The sequence below is a fragment of the Pseudomonas sp. KB_15 genome (assembly GCF_052114525.1).
Taxonomy (GTDB): Bacteria; Pseudomonadota; Gammaproteobacteria; order Pseudomonadales; family Pseudomonadaceae; genus Aquipseudomonas.
Window position 1 is genome coordinate 175,787 of record NZ_JBFREX010000001.1, and the last position, 20,125, is coordinate 195,911.

General features: G+C 60.4%; 17 protein-coding genes and 1 pseudogene. 3 read left to right on the plus strand and 15 right to left on the minus strand.

Annotation, left to right across the window (positions count from 1 at the left end; all coding sequences use genetic code 11):
• The first annotated feature begins 12 nt into the window (after window positions 1–12).
• The gene (locus AB4Z35_RS00810; RefSeq protein WP_007990789.1) at window positions 13–357 is read left to right on the plus strand and encodes a hypothetical protein; all 345 of its coding nucleotides are present in this window, start codon (window positions 13–15) and stop codon (window positions 355–357) included.
• Between the two features lie 89 nt (window positions 358–446).
• On the opposite strand, the pseudogene AB4Z35_RS00815 reads toward AB4Z35_RS00810, so the two are convergent.
• The 15 genes and pseudogenes from AB4Z35_RS00815 to AB4Z35_RS00885 all read right to left on the minus strand — a co-directional run.
• A pseudogene (locus tag AB4Z35_RS00815) lies at window positions 447–650 on the minus strand (hypothetical protein); the annotation flags it as partial.
• Complete coding sequence (locus tag AB4Z35_RS00820) at window positions 647–1,561, minus strand: alpha/beta hydrolase (RefSeq protein WP_442095691.1); 915 nt, start codon at window positions 1,559–1,561, stop codon at window positions 647–649. The gene AB4Z35_RS00820 and the pseudogene AB4Z35_RS00815, both read right to left, overlap by 4 nt.
• A 147-nt stretch (window positions 1,562–1,708) precedes the next feature.
• Entirely contained in the window at window positions 1,709–2,986 is a 1,278-nt protein-coding gene (locus tag AB4Z35_RS00825; RefSeq protein ID WP_116265086.1) for a flavohemoglobin expression-modulating QEGLA motif protein, read from the minus strand.
• Between the two features lie 32 nt (window positions 2,987–3,018).
• Window positions 3,019–3,573 carry a hypothetical protein gene (locus AB4Z35_RS00830; protein WP_442095692.1) on the minus strand — a complete coding sequence of 185 codons (555 nt, stop codon included), beginning with the start codon at window positions 3,571–3,573 and terminating at the stop codon, window positions 3,019–3,021.
• 187 nt (window positions 3,574–3,760) lie between these two features.
• A complete protein-coding gene (locus AB4Z35_RS00835; RefSeq protein ID WP_442095903.1) occupies window positions 3,761–4,465 on the minus strand; it encodes a TetR/AcrR family transcriptional regulator in 705 nt (234 codons plus the stop codon).
• A gap of 111 nt (window positions 4,466–4,576) precedes the next feature.
• A complete protein-coding gene (gene lysS, locus AB4Z35_RS00840) occupies window positions 4,577–6,079 on the minus strand; it encodes a lysine--tRNA ligase (RefSeq protein WP_008019605.1) in 1,503 nt (500 codons plus the stop codon).
• Window positions 6,080–6,194: 115 nt separating this feature from the next.
• Window positions 6,195–7,290, minus strand: a protein-coding gene (gene prfB, locus AB4Z35_RS00845; protein WP_104450710.1) for a peptide chain release factor 2 whose coding sequence is annotated in 2 segments (ribosomal slippage) — window positions 6,195–7,217 and window positions 7,219–7,290 — 1,095 coding nt in all. Because the reading frame shifts where the segments join, the coding sequence is not laid out codon by codon here.
• A gap of 274 nt (window positions 7,291–7,564) precedes the next feature.
• On the minus strand, window positions 7,565–8,566 hold the full coding sequence (locus tag AB4Z35_RS00850; protein WP_442095693.1) for a diguanylate cyclase domain-containing protein: 1,002 nt from the start codon (window positions 8,564–8,566) through the stop codon (window positions 7,565–7,567).
• A 48-nt stretch (window positions 8,567–8,614) separates the two neighbouring features.
• The gene (locus AB4Z35_RS00855; RefSeq protein ID WP_442095694.1) at window positions 8,615–9,625 is read right to left on the minus strand and encodes a chemotaxis response regulator protein-glutamate methylesterase; all 1,011 of its coding nucleotides are present in this window, start codon (window positions 9,623–9,625) and stop codon (window positions 8,615–8,617) included.
• A complete protein-coding gene (locus tag AB4Z35_RS00860) occupies window positions 9,622–11,907 on the minus strand; it encodes a hybrid sensor histidine kinase/response regulator (protein WP_442095695.1) in 2,286 nt (761 codons plus the stop codon). The genes AB4Z35_RS00855 and AB4Z35_RS00860 overlap by 4 nt, the downstream gene beginning before the upstream one ends.
• Window positions 11,904–12,584 carry a chemotaxis protein CheW gene (locus tag AB4Z35_RS00865; RefSeq protein ID WP_442095696.1) on the minus strand — a complete coding sequence of 227 codons (681 nt, stop codon included), beginning with the start codon at window positions 12,582–12,584 and terminating at the stop codon, window positions 11,904–11,906. The genes AB4Z35_RS00860 and AB4Z35_RS00865 overlap by 4 nt, the downstream gene beginning before the upstream one ends.
• Window positions 12,581–13,852 (minus strand): CheR family methyltransferase, encoded by a 1,272-nt coding sequence (locus tag AB4Z35_RS00870; RefSeq protein ID WP_442095697.1) that lies wholly within the window; start codon window positions 13,850–13,852, stop codon window positions 12,581–12,583. Before AB4Z35_RS00870 ends, AB4Z35_RS00865 begins: the two co-directional genes overlap by 4 nt.
• A complete protein-coding gene (locus tag AB4Z35_RS00875; RefSeq protein ID WP_007996967.1) occupies window positions 13,849–14,385 on the minus strand; it encodes a chemotaxis protein CheW in 537 nt (178 codons plus the stop codon). The genes AB4Z35_RS00870 and AB4Z35_RS00875 overlap by 4 nt, the downstream gene beginning before the upstream one ends.
• Window positions 14,385–16,007, minus strand: a complete 1,623-nt coding sequence (locus tag AB4Z35_RS00880; protein WP_442095698.1) for a methyl-accepting chemotaxis protein — start codon at window positions 16,005–16,007, stop codon at window positions 14,385–14,387. Before AB4Z35_RS00880 ends, AB4Z35_RS00875 begins: the two co-directional genes overlap by 1 nt.
• Before the next feature lie 120 nt (window positions 16,008–16,127).
• Window positions 16,128–17,204 carry an acyltransferase family protein gene (locus AB4Z35_RS00885; protein WP_442095699.1) on the minus strand — a complete coding sequence of 359 codons (1,077 nt, stop codon included), beginning with the start codon at window positions 17,202–17,204 and terminating at the stop codon, window positions 16,128–16,130.
• 320 nt (window positions 17,205–17,524) lie between these two features.
• On the opposite strand from AB4Z35_RS00885, the gene AB4Z35_RS00890 reads away from it, so the two are divergent.
• Both AB4Z35_RS00890 and AB4Z35_RS00895 read left to right on the plus strand, forming a co-directional pair.
• Window positions 17,525–18,439: a LysR family transcriptional regulator gene (locus AB4Z35_RS00890; protein WP_007975056.1), complete on the plus strand. Its 915-nt coding sequence runs from the start codon at window positions 17,525–17,527 to the stop codon at window positions 18,437–18,439.
• 147 nt (window positions 18,440–18,586) lie between these two features.
• Window positions 18,587–20,044 carry a gamma-aminobutyraldehyde dehydrogenase gene (locus tag AB4Z35_RS00895; RefSeq protein ID WP_442095904.1) on the plus strand — a complete coding sequence of 486 codons (1,458 nt, stop codon included), beginning with the start codon at window positions 18,587–18,589 and terminating at the stop codon, window positions 20,042–20,044.
• Window positions 20,045–20,125: the final 81 nt, after the last annotated feature.

The window sequence follows — 20,125 nt, forward strand, 5'->3', positions numbered from 1 at the left end:
AATGAGGTCAATATGAAAATCCGCGAGCTTGCCCACCACTGGGAAGAAAACGCCAAGGGGCGCCTGACCGACACCGGGTACTCGATTCATCTGGACGTGGAGTCTGCCGCACGACTGGCCGCGCTCGTCGAGATGTACCCCAAGCGGCATCCCGAAGAACTGCTCGGCGACCTGATCGGCGCCGCGCTGGAAGAGCTGGAAAGAAGCTTCCCGTACGTCAAAGGATCGACCGTGGTCGCCACCGATGAAGAAGGCGATCCGCTGTACGAAGACATCGGGCCGACCCCGCGCTTTCTCGCGTTGTCCCGTCGGCATCTGCACGATTTGTCGATGCCTGAGGACAAACAAAAACACTGATCGACAGCGCAGTGAACCTTGTGGGAGCGAGCCTGCTCGCGATTGCGATTTAACATTCAACATTGATGTTGATTGATATACCGCTATCACTGCGCCACTTGCGCCGCCGGCTCCAGGGAGACTTTGTAGTCTTCGCCCGGAATCGTCTTGAGCATGGTGAAGTCACTGAGCAGCAACGCATCCTCGGGCTTGGCGAAGTGCAGGTAGCCGTACCACCACAGGGCAGCGACGGTGCCGAGGATGCTGCAGATACCGGTGATGATCAGCGGGATGGCGTTACGTTCTTCACTCATTGCGGACTCTCTGGTGGTTCATCTTCAGAATTCGGGGGCGCCGGGTAGTCGGGGATTTCACCCAACCGGCGCAGGCCGTTGAAATGCTGCGGGTCATCAAGATAACGCAGCATGACCTTGCGCCAGACCGGATTGGCGAACGTCTGCACATGACCGCCACGGGTCAGTTGCAGCACCCGCGGCGGCGGCGCAGCTTGATACAGTCGGATGCCGTTGGAAAGAGGCACGATCGGATCGTCGATGCTGTGGTAGAGCAGTTTCGGCACATCCTTGAGTTGTGCCATGGCGTTGATCGCGCTGTCGCCGTCCGGTACCAGCCACGACAACGGCACCTGGAACGGCCAGGTCAGCCACGAATTGCTCAGGGCAAACTGGCCCACACTGCGATAACTGGCGGGTGCACCATCGAGCACGATGGCCTTGAGTTGCTTCTGGCGTTCCGCGTGCCGGACCAGATAATGCACGGCCATCGAACCACCGAGACTCTGGCCGAGCAGGATCAGCGGCTTGCCTTGAACCTCCGGCGCCTTGTCCAGCCAGGCGAACGCCGCATCGATGTCCTGATAGATCGCCGGCAGGCTCGGCTTGCCTTCGGACAAGCCGTAACCGCGATAGTCCACAAGCAACACCTGGTAACCATTTTTCGGCAACCAGAAGCTCCCGCCGAGGTGCATGGGCAGGTTTCCGCCGTTGCCGTGCAGGTGCAACACCGTGCCTTTGACCTCGACACCCGGCTTTGCCGGCAGCCACCAGGCATTCAGCTTGAGGCCATCGGCGGTGTTCAGGGTGACGGTGCGGTATTCGAGGCCGGCCTTTTCCGGGGTGAACAACTGGCCGGGTTCCGGGTAGAACAATAGCGAGCTGCAACCGCTCAAGGTCAGGAGAAGGCAGATGATGCCGAGGATTCTCATCCGTTGAAACCTTGCAAGTATTGAGTTGGAACACATTACCTGTGGGAGCGAGCTTGCTCGCGATAGCGATCTGTCAGCTTGCACCCATGTTGAATGTTAAGCCGCCATCGCGAGCAAGCTCGCTCCCACATGGGGTCCGTGTGAACCTCAGAGGATGTTGGAGTAATCCGCCTCGATCCGGTCCAGGCTCAGGTGGTTGAGGAAGTTGGAGAAGCACATCCACGCCGACAACGCGTTCATGTCGCGGAACTGTTCCGGCAGGTACTTGGGCGGTACCACCAGGCCTTCGTCCACCAACTGGCGCAAGGTACGCATGTCTTCCAGGGTGGTTTTGCCGCAGAACAACAGCGGTATCTGCTCCAGCTTGCCTTTACGCACGGCCAGTTGAATGTAGTTGTAAATCATGATGAAGCCCTTGAGGTAGGACAAGTCTTTGGTAAATGGCAGACCTGTCGGCACCGAGCCGCGGAAAACGCGACTGGCGTTGCTGTAGCTCTCGGGCATTTCGAAACCTTGCTCGCGGAAGAACTCGAACACCTGCAGGAAATCCGCGCCCTCCTCCACCATGTGAATCGCGCGCGTGCGGTTGGTGAGCTTGCGCAGGCGACTCGGGTACGAGGCGAAGGTGATGATTTCCATCAGGATCGCCAGGCCTTCCTGGGTCACCGTCGACGAGGGCGGCCCCTTGGAGAGGAAAGTGCAGATCGGCTGGTTCAGGCCGTTGAGGGTGGTGCCGACGTGCACCAGTCCTTCATGCACTTCCAGCGCCCGCACGTCGCGGTCGTTGAACATCGCATCGGCGCGGATCTTGATGTAGTCGGCGCCCGCCGCCGCATCGGCGACGATCCCGTCGGACTCGAACACCCGGATGGTTTCCTCGGCCTCGCCGAACACCTTGTTCAAGCGGTGTTGCAGCAGGTTGACGGCATCTTTGGCGGTCAATGTCTTCGGCTCATCCTTGAGGTCGCCACGGCCGTCAATGTTGTTCAGGTATTCGGACAACATCATGCCCAGGTCGGACAGCGTCGGGTCGCCGGCATGGAACGCATCGGACGCGGCGCCGTACAATTCCTGGGAAATCAGGCCGAAATCCTCGGTGCCACGCGCTTCGAGCATGCGCACCACCATGCGGTATTCCTTACACATGCGGCGCATGATCTGGCCGACCGGGTTGAACTGGCCGAGCTGGCGGGTGATGTCGCGCTCGATGTTCTGGAACTCCAGCTTCACTTTGCTGGAATCGAACGCCAGCGGCCGGTTGAGGTAGTAGTCGCGGTCCACCGCCGGCATTTCCTTGCCCTTGGCCTTGAGGAAGCCCTTGCGAATGTTGTCGTCCCATTTGACCGCATCGAGAACGCGGATCGGCGTCTGCGCCAGCACGATGCGATCGGACAAAATGCGTATCGACTGTTGGTAATCGTCCACGCGAAACTCCTGTAAAAACCTGTTGGTGCCGGTTATTTGGCTTTGGCCTGACGCTGATAGCGCACAGCCTCGACGAACACATCGGAATTGGCCGGGTCGTCGAGGTAGGCGGCGACTTGATCCATGTTGCTGTCGATCAATACGCCTTCGCCGTCGTTGGTCTGGAAGCTTTCACCGCTCAGGGCTTTTTGCTTCATGGCCTGGTTGATCTGGTCGAGGTCGAGGTTGTAGACCACCAGTTCATGCTTGTCGGTCAACTCAAACCCGCCAATGGTGAAATGCCCGCCGAACTGCGCCGGCACCTTCGCCGACAGATACCAGCGGTTGCCATGGCGCGACAGGGTGAACGGATAGGCTTCACGTTCCCTGGGCCGAGCGCGGTAGTAGCTGACGGCCTGATAGCGGTTGTTGCCGATGCGGGTCAGTTCGAGGTTGAGCGGCTCGCCCCAGGCATTGGTGCTGGTCCATTTGCCGAGCAATCCTTTGGGCGCGGGTTCGCTTGCAGGCAGCGGTTCCTTGAAGGTCACCAGACAGCCACTGAGCAGCAGGAACGACAAGGCGATCACAACGACACGCCAGGCTTTCATTCAATACTCCCTATGAAACATACGCCCCTCGCGCTGACCGGTAGCAGCTGCCGAAGTCTGCGTTCGGCTGCGAAGCAGTCGCAAAACCTGAATCCCGAATCAACCTGAAGGAACACGGTGGTAGGTTTTACGACGACTTCGTCCCCGAACGCAGCCTTCGGCAGCTGCTACGGGGACGGCGCTCAACTCACTCCGACGCCAGCACCAGGTGCATGTAGCGCGTCAGGATGCCGAGCATTTCCTCTTCGGCGGCAGGCTCTTCTACGTTGAGCAGCCCCTGATATTCCATCCGGCCGATAATCGCCGTCAACACTTTGGCATCCTGATGCGGCTCGCGCGAGCCCAACACCTGGAACAGCTGGCAAGAGCCCTGCAACAGGATTTGCTGATGCGAGCGCACCAGCTCGGCCAGGCGCGGGTTGAGCAATGCCTCCTGGCGGAACGCCTGCTCGGCCATCAAATGCTCACGGCGATTGACCAGTTGCCGATGAACGTAATCGGTCATCAGCCGCGCAATATCGTCCGCCAGTTTCGAGCGCGCCTGCGGGCTGCCGTCGCCACTGTCGATCATTTCACGCAACAAGCCTTCGTTGTTCACCCACAGCTTGCCCATGTACGCCGCACTGCGTTCCACGTATTGGGCAAAGGTGTCGGTGAGCAAGTCATCGATATCCTTGAAATAGTAAGTGGTCGCCGACAACGGCACTTGCGCCTCGGCGGCCACCGCACGGTGCCGTACGGCGCGCACGCCATCGCGCACGACAATGCGCATCGCGGCGTCGAGAATGTCCTGTCGACGCTGCTCGCTGCCCTGTCGGCTGGCCTTGCGGCCCTGGTACTGAACACTTTCAGCGACCGCAGTGGCGATACCCGCTGCACCTTCTTGAGCCATTGCACGAATCACGACAGGTATTTCCTCTCAGATGAAAGTAACAAGTTGATACGTTTGTACCAGACAGGCAATAAAAAACCGCCTGAAAAGGCGGCTTTTTAATTGAAACACTTATGCTTGCGGCCGCATGTGCGGGAACAGGATCACGTCGCGGATCGACGGGGAGTTGGTCAGCAGCATCACCAGGCGGTCGATGCCGATACCTTCACCCGCCGTTGGCGGCATGCCGTACTCCAGCGCACGAACGAAGTCGGCGTCGTAGTGCATGGCTTCGTCGTCGCCGGCGTCCTTGTCGGCCACCTGAGCCATGAAGCGCTCGGCCTGGTCTTCCGCGTCGTTCAACTCGGAGTAGGCGTTGGCGATTTCACGACCACCGATGAACAATTCGAAACGGTCGGTGACGTTCGGGTTCTCGTCGTTACGACGGGCCAGCGGCGACACTTCGAACGGGTACTGGGTAATGAAGTGCGGCTGTTCCAGCTTGTGCTCGACCAGCTCTTCGAAAATCATCACCTGCAGCTTGCCCAGGCCTTCGAAGCCCAACACCTTGGCGCCTGCTTTCTTGGCGATGGCGCGGGCCTTGTCGATGTCGTTCAGGTCGTCAGCGGTCAGCTCAGGGTTGTACTTGAGGATCGAGTCGAACACCGACAGACGCACGAACGGCTCGCCGAAGTGGAACACCTTGTCGCCGTACGGCACGTCGGTGCTGCCCAGAACCAGCTGCGCCAGTTCGCGGAACAGCTCTTCGGTCAGGTCCATGTTGTCTTCGTAGTCGGCGTAGGCCTGGTAGAACTCCAACATGGTGAATTCAGGGTTGTGACGAGTCGATACACCTTCGTTACGGAAGTTGCGGTTGATCTCGAACACTTTCTCGAAGCCGCCGACAACAAGGCGCTTGAGGTACAACTCCGGCGCGATACGCAGGAACATGCCCATGTCCAGCGCATTGTGGTGGGTTTCGAAAGGCTTGGCTGCCGCGCCGCCCGGAATGGTTTGCAGCATCGGCGTTTCCACTTCCAGGAAGTCACGCTTCATCAGGAAACTGCGGATGTGAGCAATGACTTGCGAACGCACGCGGAAGGTCTGGCGCACGTCTTCGTTGACGATCAGGTCAACGTAGCGCTGGCGGTAGCGCTGCTCGGTGTCGGTCAGGCCGTGGTGCTTGTCCGGCAGCGGGCGAAGGGATTTGGTCAGCAGGCGCACGCTGGTCATTTCAACGTACAGGTCGCCCTTGCCGGAACGGGCCAGGGTGCCTTCGGCGGCAATGATGTCGCCCATGTCCCAGGTTTTCACCGCGGCCAGGGTTTCTTCAGACAGGGTCTTGCGGTTGACGTAGACCTGGATGCGACCGGTCATGTCCTGGATCACCATGAACGAGCCACGGTTGAGCATGATACGACCGGCAACCTTGACCGGGATCGCAGCCTCTGCCAGCTCTTCCTTGGTCTTGTCCGCGTACTGTTTCTGCAGTTGTTCGCAGTAGTTTTCGCGGCGGAAGTCGTTGGGGAAGGCATTGCCCTTGGCGCGCTCGGCAGCAAGCTTTTCCTTGCGCAGGGCGATCAGGGAGTTTTCTTCCTGTTGCAGGGCTTGCGGGTCGAGTTCTAGGTCGCTCATGTCTTTAAATATTCCATCACAGGTTCGTTGCCCCCAGGCCTGCGGCCTGGGGATCGCCGGCAAGCCGGCTCCTACAAGGGATCGCGGGGAGTCAGCCGATCCGGTATTGCATTGCTTACAGCCCGGACTTCAGGCTCGCTTCCAGGTATTCGTCGATGTCGCCATCGAGCACCTTGTCACAGTCGCTGCGTTCGATGTTGGTGCGCAGATCCTTGATCCGCGAGGCATCGAGCACATACGAACGGATCTGATGACCCCAGCCGATATCGGACTTGGTGTCTTCCAGCGCCTGGGACGCCGCGTTGCGCTTCTGCATTTCCTGCTCGTACAACTTGGCCCGCAGCATTTTCATGGCGGTGTCTTTGTTGGCGTGCTGGGAACGTTCGTTCTGACAGCTGACCACGGTATTGGTCGGTACGTGGGTGATACGTACGGCCGAGTCGGTGGTGTTTACGTGCTGACCACCGGCACCCGAGGAACGATAGGTGTCGATCCGCAAGTCTGCCGGGTTGATTTCGATTTCCACCTTGTCATCGATCTCTGGCGAGACGAACACCGCGGAGAACGAGGTGTGGCGACGGTTGCCGGAGTCGAACGGGCTCTTGCGCACCAGACGGTGCACGCCGATTTCGGTCCGCAACCAGCCAAACGCGTATTCGCCCTTGATGTGCACGGTGGCGCCCTTGATCCCGGCGACTTCACCGGCGGACAGTTCCATGATGGTCGCGTCGAAACCGCGTTTGTCGGCCCAGCGCAGGTACATGCGCAGCAGAATGTTGGCCCAGTCCTGGGCTTCGGTGCCGCCGGAACCGGCCTGGATGTCCAGATAGGCGTTGTTCGGGTCCATTTCGTGGCTGAACATGCGACGGAATTCCAGCTTGGCCAGACTTTCCTCGAGTCGGGCCAGCTCGGCGACGACATCGTCCACTGCGCCTTCGTCGTTTTCTTCGACGGCCATGTCCAGCAGGTCGCGGCAATCGGCCAGACCGGTGTTCAACCCGTCGAGGGTATCGACGATTTGCGCCAGCGCAGCGCGCTCGCGGCCCAATTCCTGGGCGTATTCAGGTTTGTTCCAGACACTCGGATCTTCAAGCTCGCGATTGACTTCGGTCAGACGCTCATGCTTTTGATCGTAGTCAAAGATACCCCCGAATAGTTTCGGAGCGCTCGGACAGGTCCTTGATGGTGTTCAGGATCGGGTTGATTTCCATGACGGGCAGCACTCGTTGGCGAACTTTTGAAAGCCGGCGAGTATACCGTAATCAAGCGGCCCCGGCAGCCCGCATGGCGGGTTTACCGGCGAATGGTTTCCACGGCAAGGCACTCGTAGCAGCTGCCGAGCCCGCGAGGCTGCGTTCGGCGGCGCAGCCGTCGTAAAACCGGACGATGCGGTCTTTCAGGAAAACGGCGATGGCGAGGACTCAGTCCTCGAACGCAGCCTCGCGGGCTCGGCAGCTGCTACAGCGCTACGAACACCGCTTTTCGTTACCCGATCCCCACCTGATTACGCCCGTTATTCTTCGCCGAATACAGCCCCTTGTCCGCCGCCAGTATCAGGTCGCGGCAATTGCTACCCGCTTTCGGGGTGATGGTCGACAGGCCGATGCTGATGGTCAGGCTCGAACCTTCGGTCGGCGAATTATGTGGGATCTTCAAGGCTGCCACGGTCTGGCGCAGCTTCTCGGCAACCAGCCGCGCCCCGCCCTGGGAGGTATTGGGCAGTACCAGGGCGAACTCTTCGCCGCCGTAACGGGCCGGCAGGTCCGAAGGCCGGGCGCTCGCGTCACGAATCGCCGCGGCGACCTTGCGCAGGGCTTCATCGCCTTCCAGGTGGCCGAAGCTGTCGTTGTAGGCCTTGAAGTAGTCGACATCGATCATCAGCAACGACAACTGGCTCTGCTCACGCAGCGAACGGCGCCACTCCAGTTCCATGTATTCATCGAAGTGGCGACGGTTCGACAGCCCGGTCAGGCCATCGGAGTTCATCAGGCGTTGCAGCACCAGGTTGGTGTCGAGCAGTTGCTGCTGGCTGACCCGCAACGCGCGGTACGCCGCATCCCGTTGCAGCAGGGTCATGTAGGAGCGCGAGTGATAGCGGATGCGCGCGACCAGTTCGATGGTATCCGGCAGCTTGACCAGGTAATCGTTGGCCCCGGCCGCGAAAGCTGCGCTCTTGATCAGCGGGTCTTCCTTGGTCGACAGGACGATGATCGGAATGTCCTTGGTCGCCGGGTGATTGCGGTATTCGCGCACCAGGCTCAGGCCGTCCAGCCCCGGCATCACCAGGTCTTGAAGAATCACCGTCGGCTTGATGCGGACCGCATGGGCGATGGCCTGGTGCGGGTCGGCGCAGAAGTGGAAGTCGATATTCTCTTCGTTCGACAGACCGCGGCGCACGGCTTCGCCGATCATTGCCTGATCGTCCACCAGCAACACCATGGCGGCGTTTTCGTCGGTCTTGAAGTCGTCGAGCTGTAATTCATTCATGTACGGTCACCTGAGTACTACCTGGGCCAGGAATGCAGAAAAAGGTGCTCATTTGGCGAAAATCTCCAGCAATCGTGGCGCTATCTTGTCCAGCGGGCGAATCTCCACGGCAGCGTCGATGGCTGCGGCCGCCTTAGGCATGCCGTACACCGCACTGCTGCTTTGGTCTTGTGCGATGGTCAGGTAGCCCTGTTGGCGCATGAGTTTAAGCCCTTGGGCGCCATCACGCCCCATGCCGGTGAGTAAAACCCCTATGGCGTCACCGTTCCAGTAACTGGCCACGCTCTCGAAGAACACATCGATTGAGGGTCGGTAGATTTCATTGACCGGTTCGGCGGTGTAGGCCAGCGTGCCGTTTTTCAGCAAGCGGATATGGTGATTGGTGCCGGCCAGCAACACCGTGCCGCTTTGCGGTGGCTCGCCTTCCTCGGCCAACCGCACGTTGAGGCCACTGGCGCTGCCGAGCCATTCGGCCATGCCGGCGGCAAACACCTGGTCAACGTGCTGTACCAGCACGATGGCCGGTGAGAAATTGTGCGGCAGTCCCTTGAGCAAGACTTCCAGCGCTGCCGGCCCACCGGCGGATGAACCGATGGCGATCAGGCTCTGGCGTGAGCCCGAGCTGCGCATTGGCGCCGGCGTCGGGCGCGGGTGGTTGCCCTTGTCGCCGATCAGCCAGCTGATGTTCAGGATCTTGCGCAACAACGGCGCGGCCGCTTCCTGGGCATTGCCGGTGCCGACGGCCGGGGTGTCGACCACGTCCAGCGCACCGTGGCCCATGGCCTCGAACACCCGGTGCACGTTCTGCTGGCGATCCACGGTGACGATGACGATGGCACACGGGGTCTCGGCCATGATCCGCCGCGTGGCCTCGACACCATCCATCACCGGCATGATCAGGTCCATCAGAATCAGGTCCGGCGTGTCCTGCGCGCACTGGCGCACCGCTTCGGCGCCATTGCCGGCGACCCAGACCACCTTGTGTGCCGGCTCGAATGCCAGGGCGCGGCGCAGGGCCTCCACCGCCATGGGCATGTCGTTGACGATTGCGATCCTCATGCCCGCGCTCCTCCAATGAGCTCGACCACCGCATCGAGCAAGGCGTCATCATGAAAACTGGCCTTCGCTAGATAATAGTCGGCCCCGGCATCCAGTCCACGGCGCCGGTCCTCTTCACGATCCTTGTAGGACACCACCATCACCGGCAGCGATTGCAGGCGATTGTCCCGACGCAGCAGCGTGACCAGTTCGATGCCGTCCATGCGCGGCATGTCAATGTCGGTGATCAGCAGATCGAAATCCTCCGAGCGCAGCGCGTTCCAGCCGTCCATGCCGTCCACCGCAACCGCCACGTCGTATCCGCGATTGAGCAACAGCTTGCGCTGCAACTCTCGCACGGTCAGGGAATCATCCACCACCAGAATTCGTTTGCGGGCCGCCTCGACCACCTGATTGCTGTGACGGGCAATGCGCTCCAGACGCCCCGTATTGAGCAACTTGTCCACCGAACGCAGCATGTCTTCGACATCGACGATCAGCACCACCGAACCGTCATCGAGCAAGGCCCCGGCGGAAATGTCCTGCACCTTGCCCAGACGCTCATCCAGCGGCAACACGACCAGCGTGCGCTCGCCGATAAAGCGCTCGACCGCCACGCCGTAGATGGCATCGCGCTCGCGAATCACCACGACTTTCAGGGTTTGCCCGCTGTTCTGACTGGCCGGACGTTGCAGCAATTGGCTGGCCGCCACCAACCCGACATGCCGGCCTTCGTGCCAGAAATGCTGGCGGCCTTCGACCTGCACGATATCTGCCGGTTCCAGGTCGCACATGCGCTCGATATGAGCCAGCGGGAAGGCATAGGCTTCGTCGCCGACATCCACCACGAGACTGCGAACCACCGACAGGGTCAGCGGCACCTCAAGGTGGAAACGACTGCCCTCGCCCGCCGTCTGCTCCAATACCACCGCGCCGCGCAACTGCCGGACCATGTGCTGCACCGCATCCAGTCCGACGCCGCGACCGGACACCTCGGTGACCGTGTCGCGCAGACTGAAACCGGGCAGGAACAGGAACGTCAGCAGTTCCTCTTCACTCAACTGCGCGGCGGTTTGCGCGGGCGACAAATTTCGCTCGACGATGCTGCGGCGGACCTTCTCCAGGTCCACACCATTGCCGTCATCGCTCAATTCAAGCACCAGCAAACCGGCCTGATGAGAAGCTCGCAGGCGAATCAAACCCTCAGCCGGCTTGCCCGCCAGCAGACGTTGTTCCGGCGTTTCGATGCCGTGGTCGACTGCGTTGCGCAACAGGTGAGTCAGCGGTGCTTCAAGTTTTTCCAGTACATCGCGATCGACCTGAGTCTTCTCGCCTTCAATTTCCAGCCGCACCTGTTTGCCCAAGTCGCGCCCCAGATCCCGGACCATCCGCACCTGCCCGGTCAGCACATCGGCAAACGGCCGCATGCGACAGGCCAGCGCGGTGTCGTACAACACCTGTGCGCGCTGGCCGGCATGCCAGGCGAACTCATCGAGTTCGGCGTTCTTTTCCATGAGCAATTGCTGGGATTGCGCCAGCAAGCGCCGCGCATCCTCAAGGGCTTCCCGGGCCTCCAGGCTCAGGGCCTGGTCCTTGAGATGAACGTTGAGACTTTCCAGTGCGCGCAGGCTGTTGCTCTGCATGCGCTTGAGTCGCTGCATGGTCGCAAGGTGCGGCTTGAGCCGCAGGGTTTCCACCAGGGATTTGCTCGACAGATCGAGCAGGCTGTTCAGGCGCTCGGCGGTGACACGCAGCACACGTTCGCCGTTTTCGGTGGTGCGTTTGGTCTTGCGCGGGGCCGGATCTGACGCCGCTGGCGGTTCGACGGCAGGCACCGGCAACTCGACCCTGGGCGCGGGGGCTTCGAGTTGCAGCTCGGCCATTACTGGTGCAGCAGGCGCAACCACAGCGGCCGCCGGGTCCAGTAACCGCGCCATCAATGCCACATAGGCGTCAATGTCCGCGGTCCCCGGCGTGCTGTTCGGTGTGGCGATGCGCATCAGCAAGTCAGTACCTTGCAGCAGTGCATCGATGTGCTCGGGGCGCAGCAACAGGCGGCCTTCCTGGGCACTGACCAGGCAGTCCTCCATCACGTGGGCGACGCTGACTCCGGCATCGACGCCGACGATCCGCGCCGCGCCTTTGAGCGAGTGCGCCGCACGCATGCACGATTCAAGTTGATCGGCCTGGGTCGGGTTGCGCTCAAGCGCCAGCAGGCCGGCGCTCAAGACCAGGGTCTGGGCTTCGGCTTCCAGGCTGAACAGCTCCAGCAAAGAGGCGTCGCGCATTTGCTCGGGGGTCATGTGAGGCTCCGGGTCACGGCGGACAGCAACTGCTCTTCATCCAGCCAACGCAGGCTGCGACCTTTGAATTGCAACACGCCACGGGTGTATTTGGCGCTGGCCTGAGCACCCGAGCGCGACGCGGCATCGAGGACGTGCTCATCGATGGCATGAATCCCGTCGACCTCATCCACCGGCACCACCACCGGCCCGCCATCGGCCGCGATGATCAGCATGCGTGGCATGACCCGCGCGCCGGGAGCCACGTTACTGGTGCCGTCGAGCCCGAGCAGCTCCACCAGCGACAGGCAGGCGACCAACGCGCCGCGCACATTCGCCACGCCGAGCAAGGCCCGGGAACGCTGGTGCGGCAATGAGTGAATCGCCTGTAACGGCGACACTTCCACCAGGCTGCGCGTGGCCAGGCCCAGCCATTCTTCACCCAGACGGAACATCAATAACGAGCGGGTTTTTACCTCGCTCTCAACCGTGACGGACACTGGCCCGCGATCTTCCTGCTGCAACGCATAGCGATCGAGCAAACGCGTCGCGGCCGCCGAATACACCGCGCAATTGCGGCAATGAATATGCTCGCCAAGCAGCGGACAGGACTTATCGCCGTGGATACCGATGTGGTTCCAGCAGTCGTCGATGGCCTGGGCATCCCGGGTGACGCTAATGGTGTCGGAGGCGATCATCGTTTGCGCTCACTGTCGGCGGCGCGCCCGCTGCGGGCGGCACGCTCCTGCAATCGTCTGGCTCCCGGCGCGTCGCCCTGGGCCTGCAGCAATGCGGCCAGGTGCATCAACGCTTCAGGATGTTGCGGTTCGAGGTACAACGCCTTGCGGTAAAAACCCTGGGCTTCAAGGGTATTGCCGGCCACATCGCTGAGCAGTCCCAGCCAGTAAAAGACTTGAGCCACCGGCTCATGGCTGCGCAAGTAGCTTTCACACGCCGCTCGTGCCTCGGCGCTTTTGCCTTCATCGGCCAGCGCGGCGATATTGGCCAGCAGCACGGCAGTGTCGGCACCTGAGATCGCAGGCGCAGGCTGCAGCGGCGCAACCCGGGCAAATGGACGACTGCGCGCTGGCGCAGGCGGTGGGTTGCGCAACGGCTGCGGCACTGGCAATGGCGCTGGAACGAATGCCGGCAAAGGCTCAGGGTCGGGCGTCCCTTGCCGACTGAACGCGAAGGACTGCGCAATACCGATCGAGCGCATCCCCAAACGCCCCAGCAGACTGCCTTCGGCCGGACCGATAAACAGCACGCCGTCAACGTGGGTCAGACACTTGAGCACATCGAAAACTTGTTTCTGGGTCGGCTGGTCGAAATAGATCAGCAGGTTGCGGCAAAACACGAAATCAAACGGTGGTTCGCCGGCAAGCAAGTCCGGATCCAGCAGATTGCCAACCTGCAAGCGCACCTGCTCAAGTACGCGTGGATTGAGGCGATAGCTCTCGCCTTCGGCAATGAAATGACGGTCGCGGTACACAATATCGTCACCCCGAAAAGAATTCTTGCCGTACACCGCACGTTTGGCTTTTTCCACCGACAACGGGCTGACGTCCATGCCGTCGACCTTGAACTGGTGCGGTTGGAGCCCGGCATCGAGCAACGCCATGGTGATCGAGTACGGTTCTTCGCCGGTGGAGCACGGCAGGCTGAGAATCCGCAGTGCGCGCAGATTATTGATCTCGGCCAGACGCTTGCTCGCCAGTTTCGCCAGGGTGGCGAAGGATTCCGGATAGCGGAAGAACCAGGTTTCCGGAACGATCACCGCTTCGATCAACGCCTGCTGCTCCTCCCGCGAGCCCTGCAAGGTGCGCCAATATTCATCGGCCGAGGGTGCTTGCGCAGCGATGCTGCGCTGGCGCACCGCTCGCTCGATGATCGCAGGCCCCACGGAGGTCACGTCCAGACCGATACGTTCCTTGAGGAAGTCGAAAAAACGCTGATCGCTACTCATGACCGCTCCTCAAGCAGCGCCGGATCCAGTGGCGGCGAGGGGAACAACAATGCGCGAACCTGCTCGTCCAGCAGATCGCTGACCCGCACCCATTGCAGCAAGCCCTGCTCATCCTTGCGCACCGGCCCCAGGTAAGGCGTCTGCCGATTGTCCAGGCCGTAGGGCTGAAAATCCGCCGGATCGCAACGCAAGGTGTCGGTCGCCTGTTCCAGAATCAACCCGAGCAGGTGCGCCTCGGTGGTTGCATCCGGCCGGTAGTTGACCAGCACCAGCCGCGTACTGGTACGCGCCTGTGCAGGTGTACCAAAGGTCAGTGCGCTCAAGTCGATCACTGGCACCACCGCGCCCCGATAGGCGAACACCCCGGCGACCCAGGCGGGTGCATGGGGAATTGGCTTCAACGGCAGGCGCGGCAGCACTTCCGCCACCTCGATGGCTTGCAAGGCATAGCGCTCGCTGCCGATGCGGAACACCAGGAACAATGCATGCAGCGCCTGCTTCACGGCAGAGCGTTTGGCCGTGATTTCACTCATCAGACTTTGAATCGCGAAACGCCGCTGCGCAGCCCGACGGCCACCTGGCTCAGCTCATCGATGGCGAAACTGGCCTGGCGCAAGGACTCGACGGTCTGGCTGCTGGCATCCCCCAACTGCACCAGCGCGTGGTTGATCTGCTCGGCGCCGGTGGCCTGGGCCTGCATGCCTTCGTTGACCATCAGTACCCGCGGCGCCAGCGCCTGAACCTGATGGATGATCTGCGACAACTGCTCGCCGACCTGCTGCACCTCGGACATGCCGCGACGCACTTCTTCGGAGAACTTGTCCATGCCCATGACCCCGGCCGATACCGCCGACTGGATCTCGCGCACCATTTGCTCGATGTCGTAGGTGGCCACGGCCGTCTGGTCCGCCAGACGCCGCACTTCGGTGGCGACCACGGCAAAACCGCGCCCGTACTCCCCGGCCTTCTCGGCCTCGATGGCGGCGTTGAGCGACAACAGGTTGGTCTGGTCGGCGACCTTGACGATGGTCACCACCACCTGATTGATGTTGCCGGCCTTCTCGTTGAGGATCGCCAGTTTGGCGTTGACCAGATCGGCCGCGCCCATCACCGAGTGCATGGTTTCCTCCATGCGCGCCAGGCCCTGCTGTCCGGAGCCGGCGGCCACGGAAGCCTGATCGGCAGCGGTGGAGACCTCAGTCATGGTGCGCACCAGATCCCGGGAAGTGGCGGCGATTTCACGGGAGGTCGCGCCGATTTCCGTGGTAGTGGCGGCGGTTTCGGTGGCGGTGGCTTGTTGCTGCTTGGACGTCGCGGCGATTTCGGTCACCGACGTGGTCACCTGCACTGACGAGCGCTGGGCCTGGGACACCAGAGAAGTGAGCTCGCTCATCATGTCGTTGAAGCCGGTCTCTACTGCGCCGAATTCGTCCTTGCGCTCCAGGTTCAGGCGGCTGCTGAGGTCACCCGTGCGCATGATTTCGAGGATTTTCACGATGCGGTTCATCGGCGCCATGATGGCGCGCATCAACAACAGGCCACAGAGGGCGGCGGCCAGCACCGCGATCGCCAGGGAAATGCCCATGATGACTTTGGCGGTGATCACCGCATCATCAATGGCCGCTATTTCTGTGTCCGCCACAGTCTTGTTATGACGCAGGATGTCATTGACCTTCATTCGACCCGCTATCCAGGTCGGGGTCAGTTCACCTTTGAACATGTTGACGGCCTCGGCGTTCTGGTTGCGTTTATACAACTCGATCACATCGGCCAGAATCCGGTGGTAGTCCTCATGAAGTTTTTCGAAGGCTGCGTAATCGACCCTGTCTTCTTCGTCGGTAATCGTTGTACGGTAGAGGTCCATCTGCTCTTTCAACCGATCAGCGAAGCCCTTGAAGTTCGCGGCATCCTCGGCAGTGAAGCCCTGCCCTTCCTCCAGGCCGAGCATGGCCTGAATGCGTACATAACTGTCGGACCACGCGCCACGAATCATCGAACTGTAATACAACCCTGGCAGAGCGTCATCACGCACGCTGGCCTCGCTGTTTGCGATCGTCAACAGTCGCGAATACGAGACGACCACCATCAGCAACATGATGGCGATAATTACCGCAAAGCTCGCCAAAATGCGTTGGCGCAACGTCCAGTTCTTCACAGTCAATCCTCGGGCCTGATTCGAAATGCGGGGAGTATAGCTGAGGGCGGTGTTTCATTTATAAGACGGTTGCTCGGCACCGCCCCTCACGAAATTGAGCGATGCCCTCGTGGGATGCGATTACGGTGTTGAAGGAGGCAACTGCTGATCAACCCTGTGAGCGAGTCCGGCTTGCAGCCTGATATTGAGCTTCCTTCCAAGGCTTAAACAGGGCTTCTCCAACAGGGTGTAACTGATACTTGCCAGGGTGAGCGTCGCCAGGATGTAGATCAAAAAGACACCTACATTGAATGCTGCCTGCAGGTCTGTTGCGTACGACGTCCACTCCAGAAAGAAGGGGTGCACCAGGTACGTCGAATAGCTGATGGCTCCCAGATAGGTCAGGCTTTTTACTGTCCTGCGAAAGAACAGAGTCATGCTGAGGCCAATCACCATTCCTGCAATATAACTGATCACGTACGCATAGGGGTTTTCGTTATGTCCATAGTCGGCGTTGTATGCGAGCAGGCAAATAACGGGCAGAAGAATAAGGAACAATGCCATCCACACAAAAATATAACGACGTACTTTCCCCTCAACTACTCCCATACTAGCGTCTCGCCAAAAGCTGCCAAAAAACATGATCGACAGGCTTAAAGGCAACGCCACGGGGATTTTTTTGGCCAAATAAAATCGAACGATCGAAAAGACCAAAGCCAACACCAGCAGCCCGACTGCCGAGCCGAATCGTACGGAAACTCGCCCCAGCAAGCCCACGCTAAACAGCGCTGCACATGAAATATAAAAAAACATTTCGATGATAAGCGTCCAATAGACGCCAAATAAATCCGGTGTTTTCAAGATCGCCTGAAACATCGTCATATTGATCAGCAGCGTACTCACCGGAACATTAGTCGACAAGAACCAGTACGAACTTACGACAGCCAACACGATGGAAAACCAATACGCTGGGTACAGCCTGAAAAATCTGGAAATGGCGAAGGAGGCGATCGCATGTTTACCTTCTTTCAAACTGTAGGGAATGACCATCCCACTGAGAAGAAAGAAGATCACAACGCCCACTTGCCCAAGATTCACGTAGGTAAAAAAGAGAGTGTCCTTGAGCGGTGTTCTTTCTATGAAGTGAGCGATCACCACCATCATCGCTGCAATCCCTCTCAGGGCATCCAGATGCGTCAGACGATTCTGCGAGGTCATGTGTTCGTTCTCTTCCTGTGAGGGCTGGGGGCGGTACAAACTACCGATGCCCCCGAAAACCCACAAGGTTTATGTCACGCCTGATACACCTGTTTCTCCACTCCAGCTTCAATCCCGATTCCAGCCCGAGTTGTCTAGCCGGATCTTCAGGGTCAGACTTTCCGTGCTGTAGTCCCTGATCGTTGTCGAGTTTGATGCATCCGCCTTCGATCAATTGACGCTCGTGGATGTTGCTCAATAGTGGGCAGCGCCCCTACCCATCAGAAAAAACGATATACACTCCCGCCAATCGATAAAAACAGCCCACCGGGTGCTTTCCCATGATGACCTTGCGTCAGATCCGTCACTTCATCGCCGTGGCCGAGACCGGCTCTATCTCAGCCGCCGCGCAAACCGCGTTCATTTCCCAGTCGACCCTGACCCTGGCGATCCAGCAACTGGAGGAGGAAATTGGCGTCAGCCTGTTCAGTCGCCACGCCAAGGGCATGACCCTGACCCACCAGGGGCATCAATTCCTGCGCCAGGCGCACTTGATCCTGGCTACGGTGGATAACGCCAAGCGCAGCCTGCAACAGAGCACCGACCAGGTCGCCGGGCAGTTGATCGTCGGCGTGACCAGCCTGGTGGCCGGTTACTACCTGGCGGATTTGCTCACCCGCTTCCAGCGCGCCTACCCCAACGTGGAAATCCGCGTGATGGAAGACGAGCGCCCCTACATCGAGCATTTGCTGGTCAGCGGCGAGATCGATGTCGGCGTGCTGATCCTGTCCAACCTCGAAGACCGCCACGCCTTGCAGACTGAAGTGCTGACCCACTCGCCGCACCGGCTATGGCTGCCGGCCCAGCACCCGCTGCTGGAACACGACAGCATCAACCTCGCCGACGTGGCCCGCGAGCCATTGATTCAACTGAACGTCGATGAAATGGACCGCAATGCCCAGCGCATGTGGTCGGCGGCCTCCCTGCAACCGCGCATTACCCTGCGCACGGCCTCGACCGAAGCGGTGCGAAGCCTGGTGGCTGCCGGCCTGGGCGTGTCGATCCAGCCCGACATGACCTATCGCCCGTGGTCTTTGGAAGGCGACATCATCGAAGCGCGGCCGATTGCCGACCTCAGCCAGACCCTGGATGTCGGCCTGGCCTGGCGTCGCGGCACCGCGCGGCCGGCGCTGGTGGACCCATTTCTCACGGTCGCCCGCGAACAACCTCACGGCGGGCGCAAGCCATCTATTTAATCGAACGCCACCTTCAGTATTTAGTATTTGTTGTCCTCGGGTCCGCGCACTAGTCTTGTTGCATCTAATAAAGACGGCCAGGCCCCAGTCACAGGGAGCGCTGCCATGTCTACACAAGAAGCCACACAAAAAACGAGAACCCGAAAAATGGCTGGCGCGCAGACCCCGTTGTTCACCGCATTGTTGATCGATGGTGAATTAGTTGCCGGCCAAGGCTGCGTCGAGCCGATTCTCAACCCGGCCACCGGGGAAGTGCTGACGCAAATTGCCGAAGCCAGCACCGAGCAAGTCGAAGCAGCGATCCTCGCGGCGAATCGAGCCTTTGCCGGTTGGTCACGGACCACGCCACAGCAGCGTTCGAACCTGCTGCTGGAAATCGCCAATGTCATCGAAAAAAACGCCGACCTGCTGGCCCGCCTCGAATCGTTGAACTGCGGCAAGCCGTTGCACCTGGCCCGTCAGGATGACCTGAATGCCACGGTCGACGTGTTCCGCTTCTTCGCCGGTGCCGTGCGCTGCCAGACCGGCCAGCTCAGCGGCGAATACCTGCCGGGCTACACCAGCATGGTCCGTCGCGATCCTATCGGGGTGGTGGCGTCGATTGCGCCGTGGAACTACCCGATCATGATGGCCGCGTGGAAAATCGCCCCGGCCCTCGCCGCCGGCAACACCCTGGTGTTCAAGCCGTCGGAACACACCCCCCTGTCGATCCTGGCCCTGGCTCCGGCACTGGCCGAGATCCTGCCACGGGGTGTGATCAACATCATTTGCGGTGGCGGTGAAGGCGTCGGCAGCCACCTGGTGAACCACCCTAAAGTGCGTATGGTGTCGCTGACCGGCGATATCGTCACCGGGCAGAAAATCCTTCAAGCCGCCGCCAAAACCCTCAAGCGCACACATCTTGAACTCGGTGGCAAGGCCCCGGTGATCGTCTGCAACGATGCCGACATCCAGGCCGTGGTCGAAGGTGTGCGCACCTACGGCTATTACAACGCCGGCCAGGATTGCACCGCAGCTTGCCGAATTTATGCCCAGGCCGGGATTCATGACCGTTTGGTGGCCGAACTCGGCGCGGCGGTCAGCAGCCTGCGCTTCGCCGGCAAACGCGACGCCGACAATGAAATCGGCCCATTGATCAGCACCCGCCAGCGCGACCGCGTGGCCAGTTTTGTCGAACGCGCCCTCGGCCAGCCGCACATCGAACGGGTGACTGGCGCGGCGGTGCATTCCGGTGCCGGCTTCTATTATCAGCCGACCCTGCTCGCCGGCTGCAAGCAAAGTGACGAGATCGTCCAGCGCGAAGTGTTCGGGCCGGTGGTCACCGTGACCCGCTTCGATGAACTTGAACAGGCGGTGGACTGGGCCAACGATTCGGAATACGGCCTGGCTTCGTCGGTCTGGACCCAGAACCTCGACAAGGCCATGCAGGTCGCGGCGCGCCTGCAGTACGGCTGCACCTGGATCAACAGCCATTTCATGCTGGTCAGCGAAATGCCCCATGGCGGCCTGAAACGTTCGGGCTACGGCAAAGACCTGTCCAGCGATTCGCTTCAGGACTACAGCGTGGTGCGACACATCATGGCCCGCCATGGCGAGCATCTCTGACTACGCTTATAAGAAGCCACCAACGGCATGCTTCACCACGTTCACAACTGCCCCGACCATAATTTGAAGAAGAGGGAAATT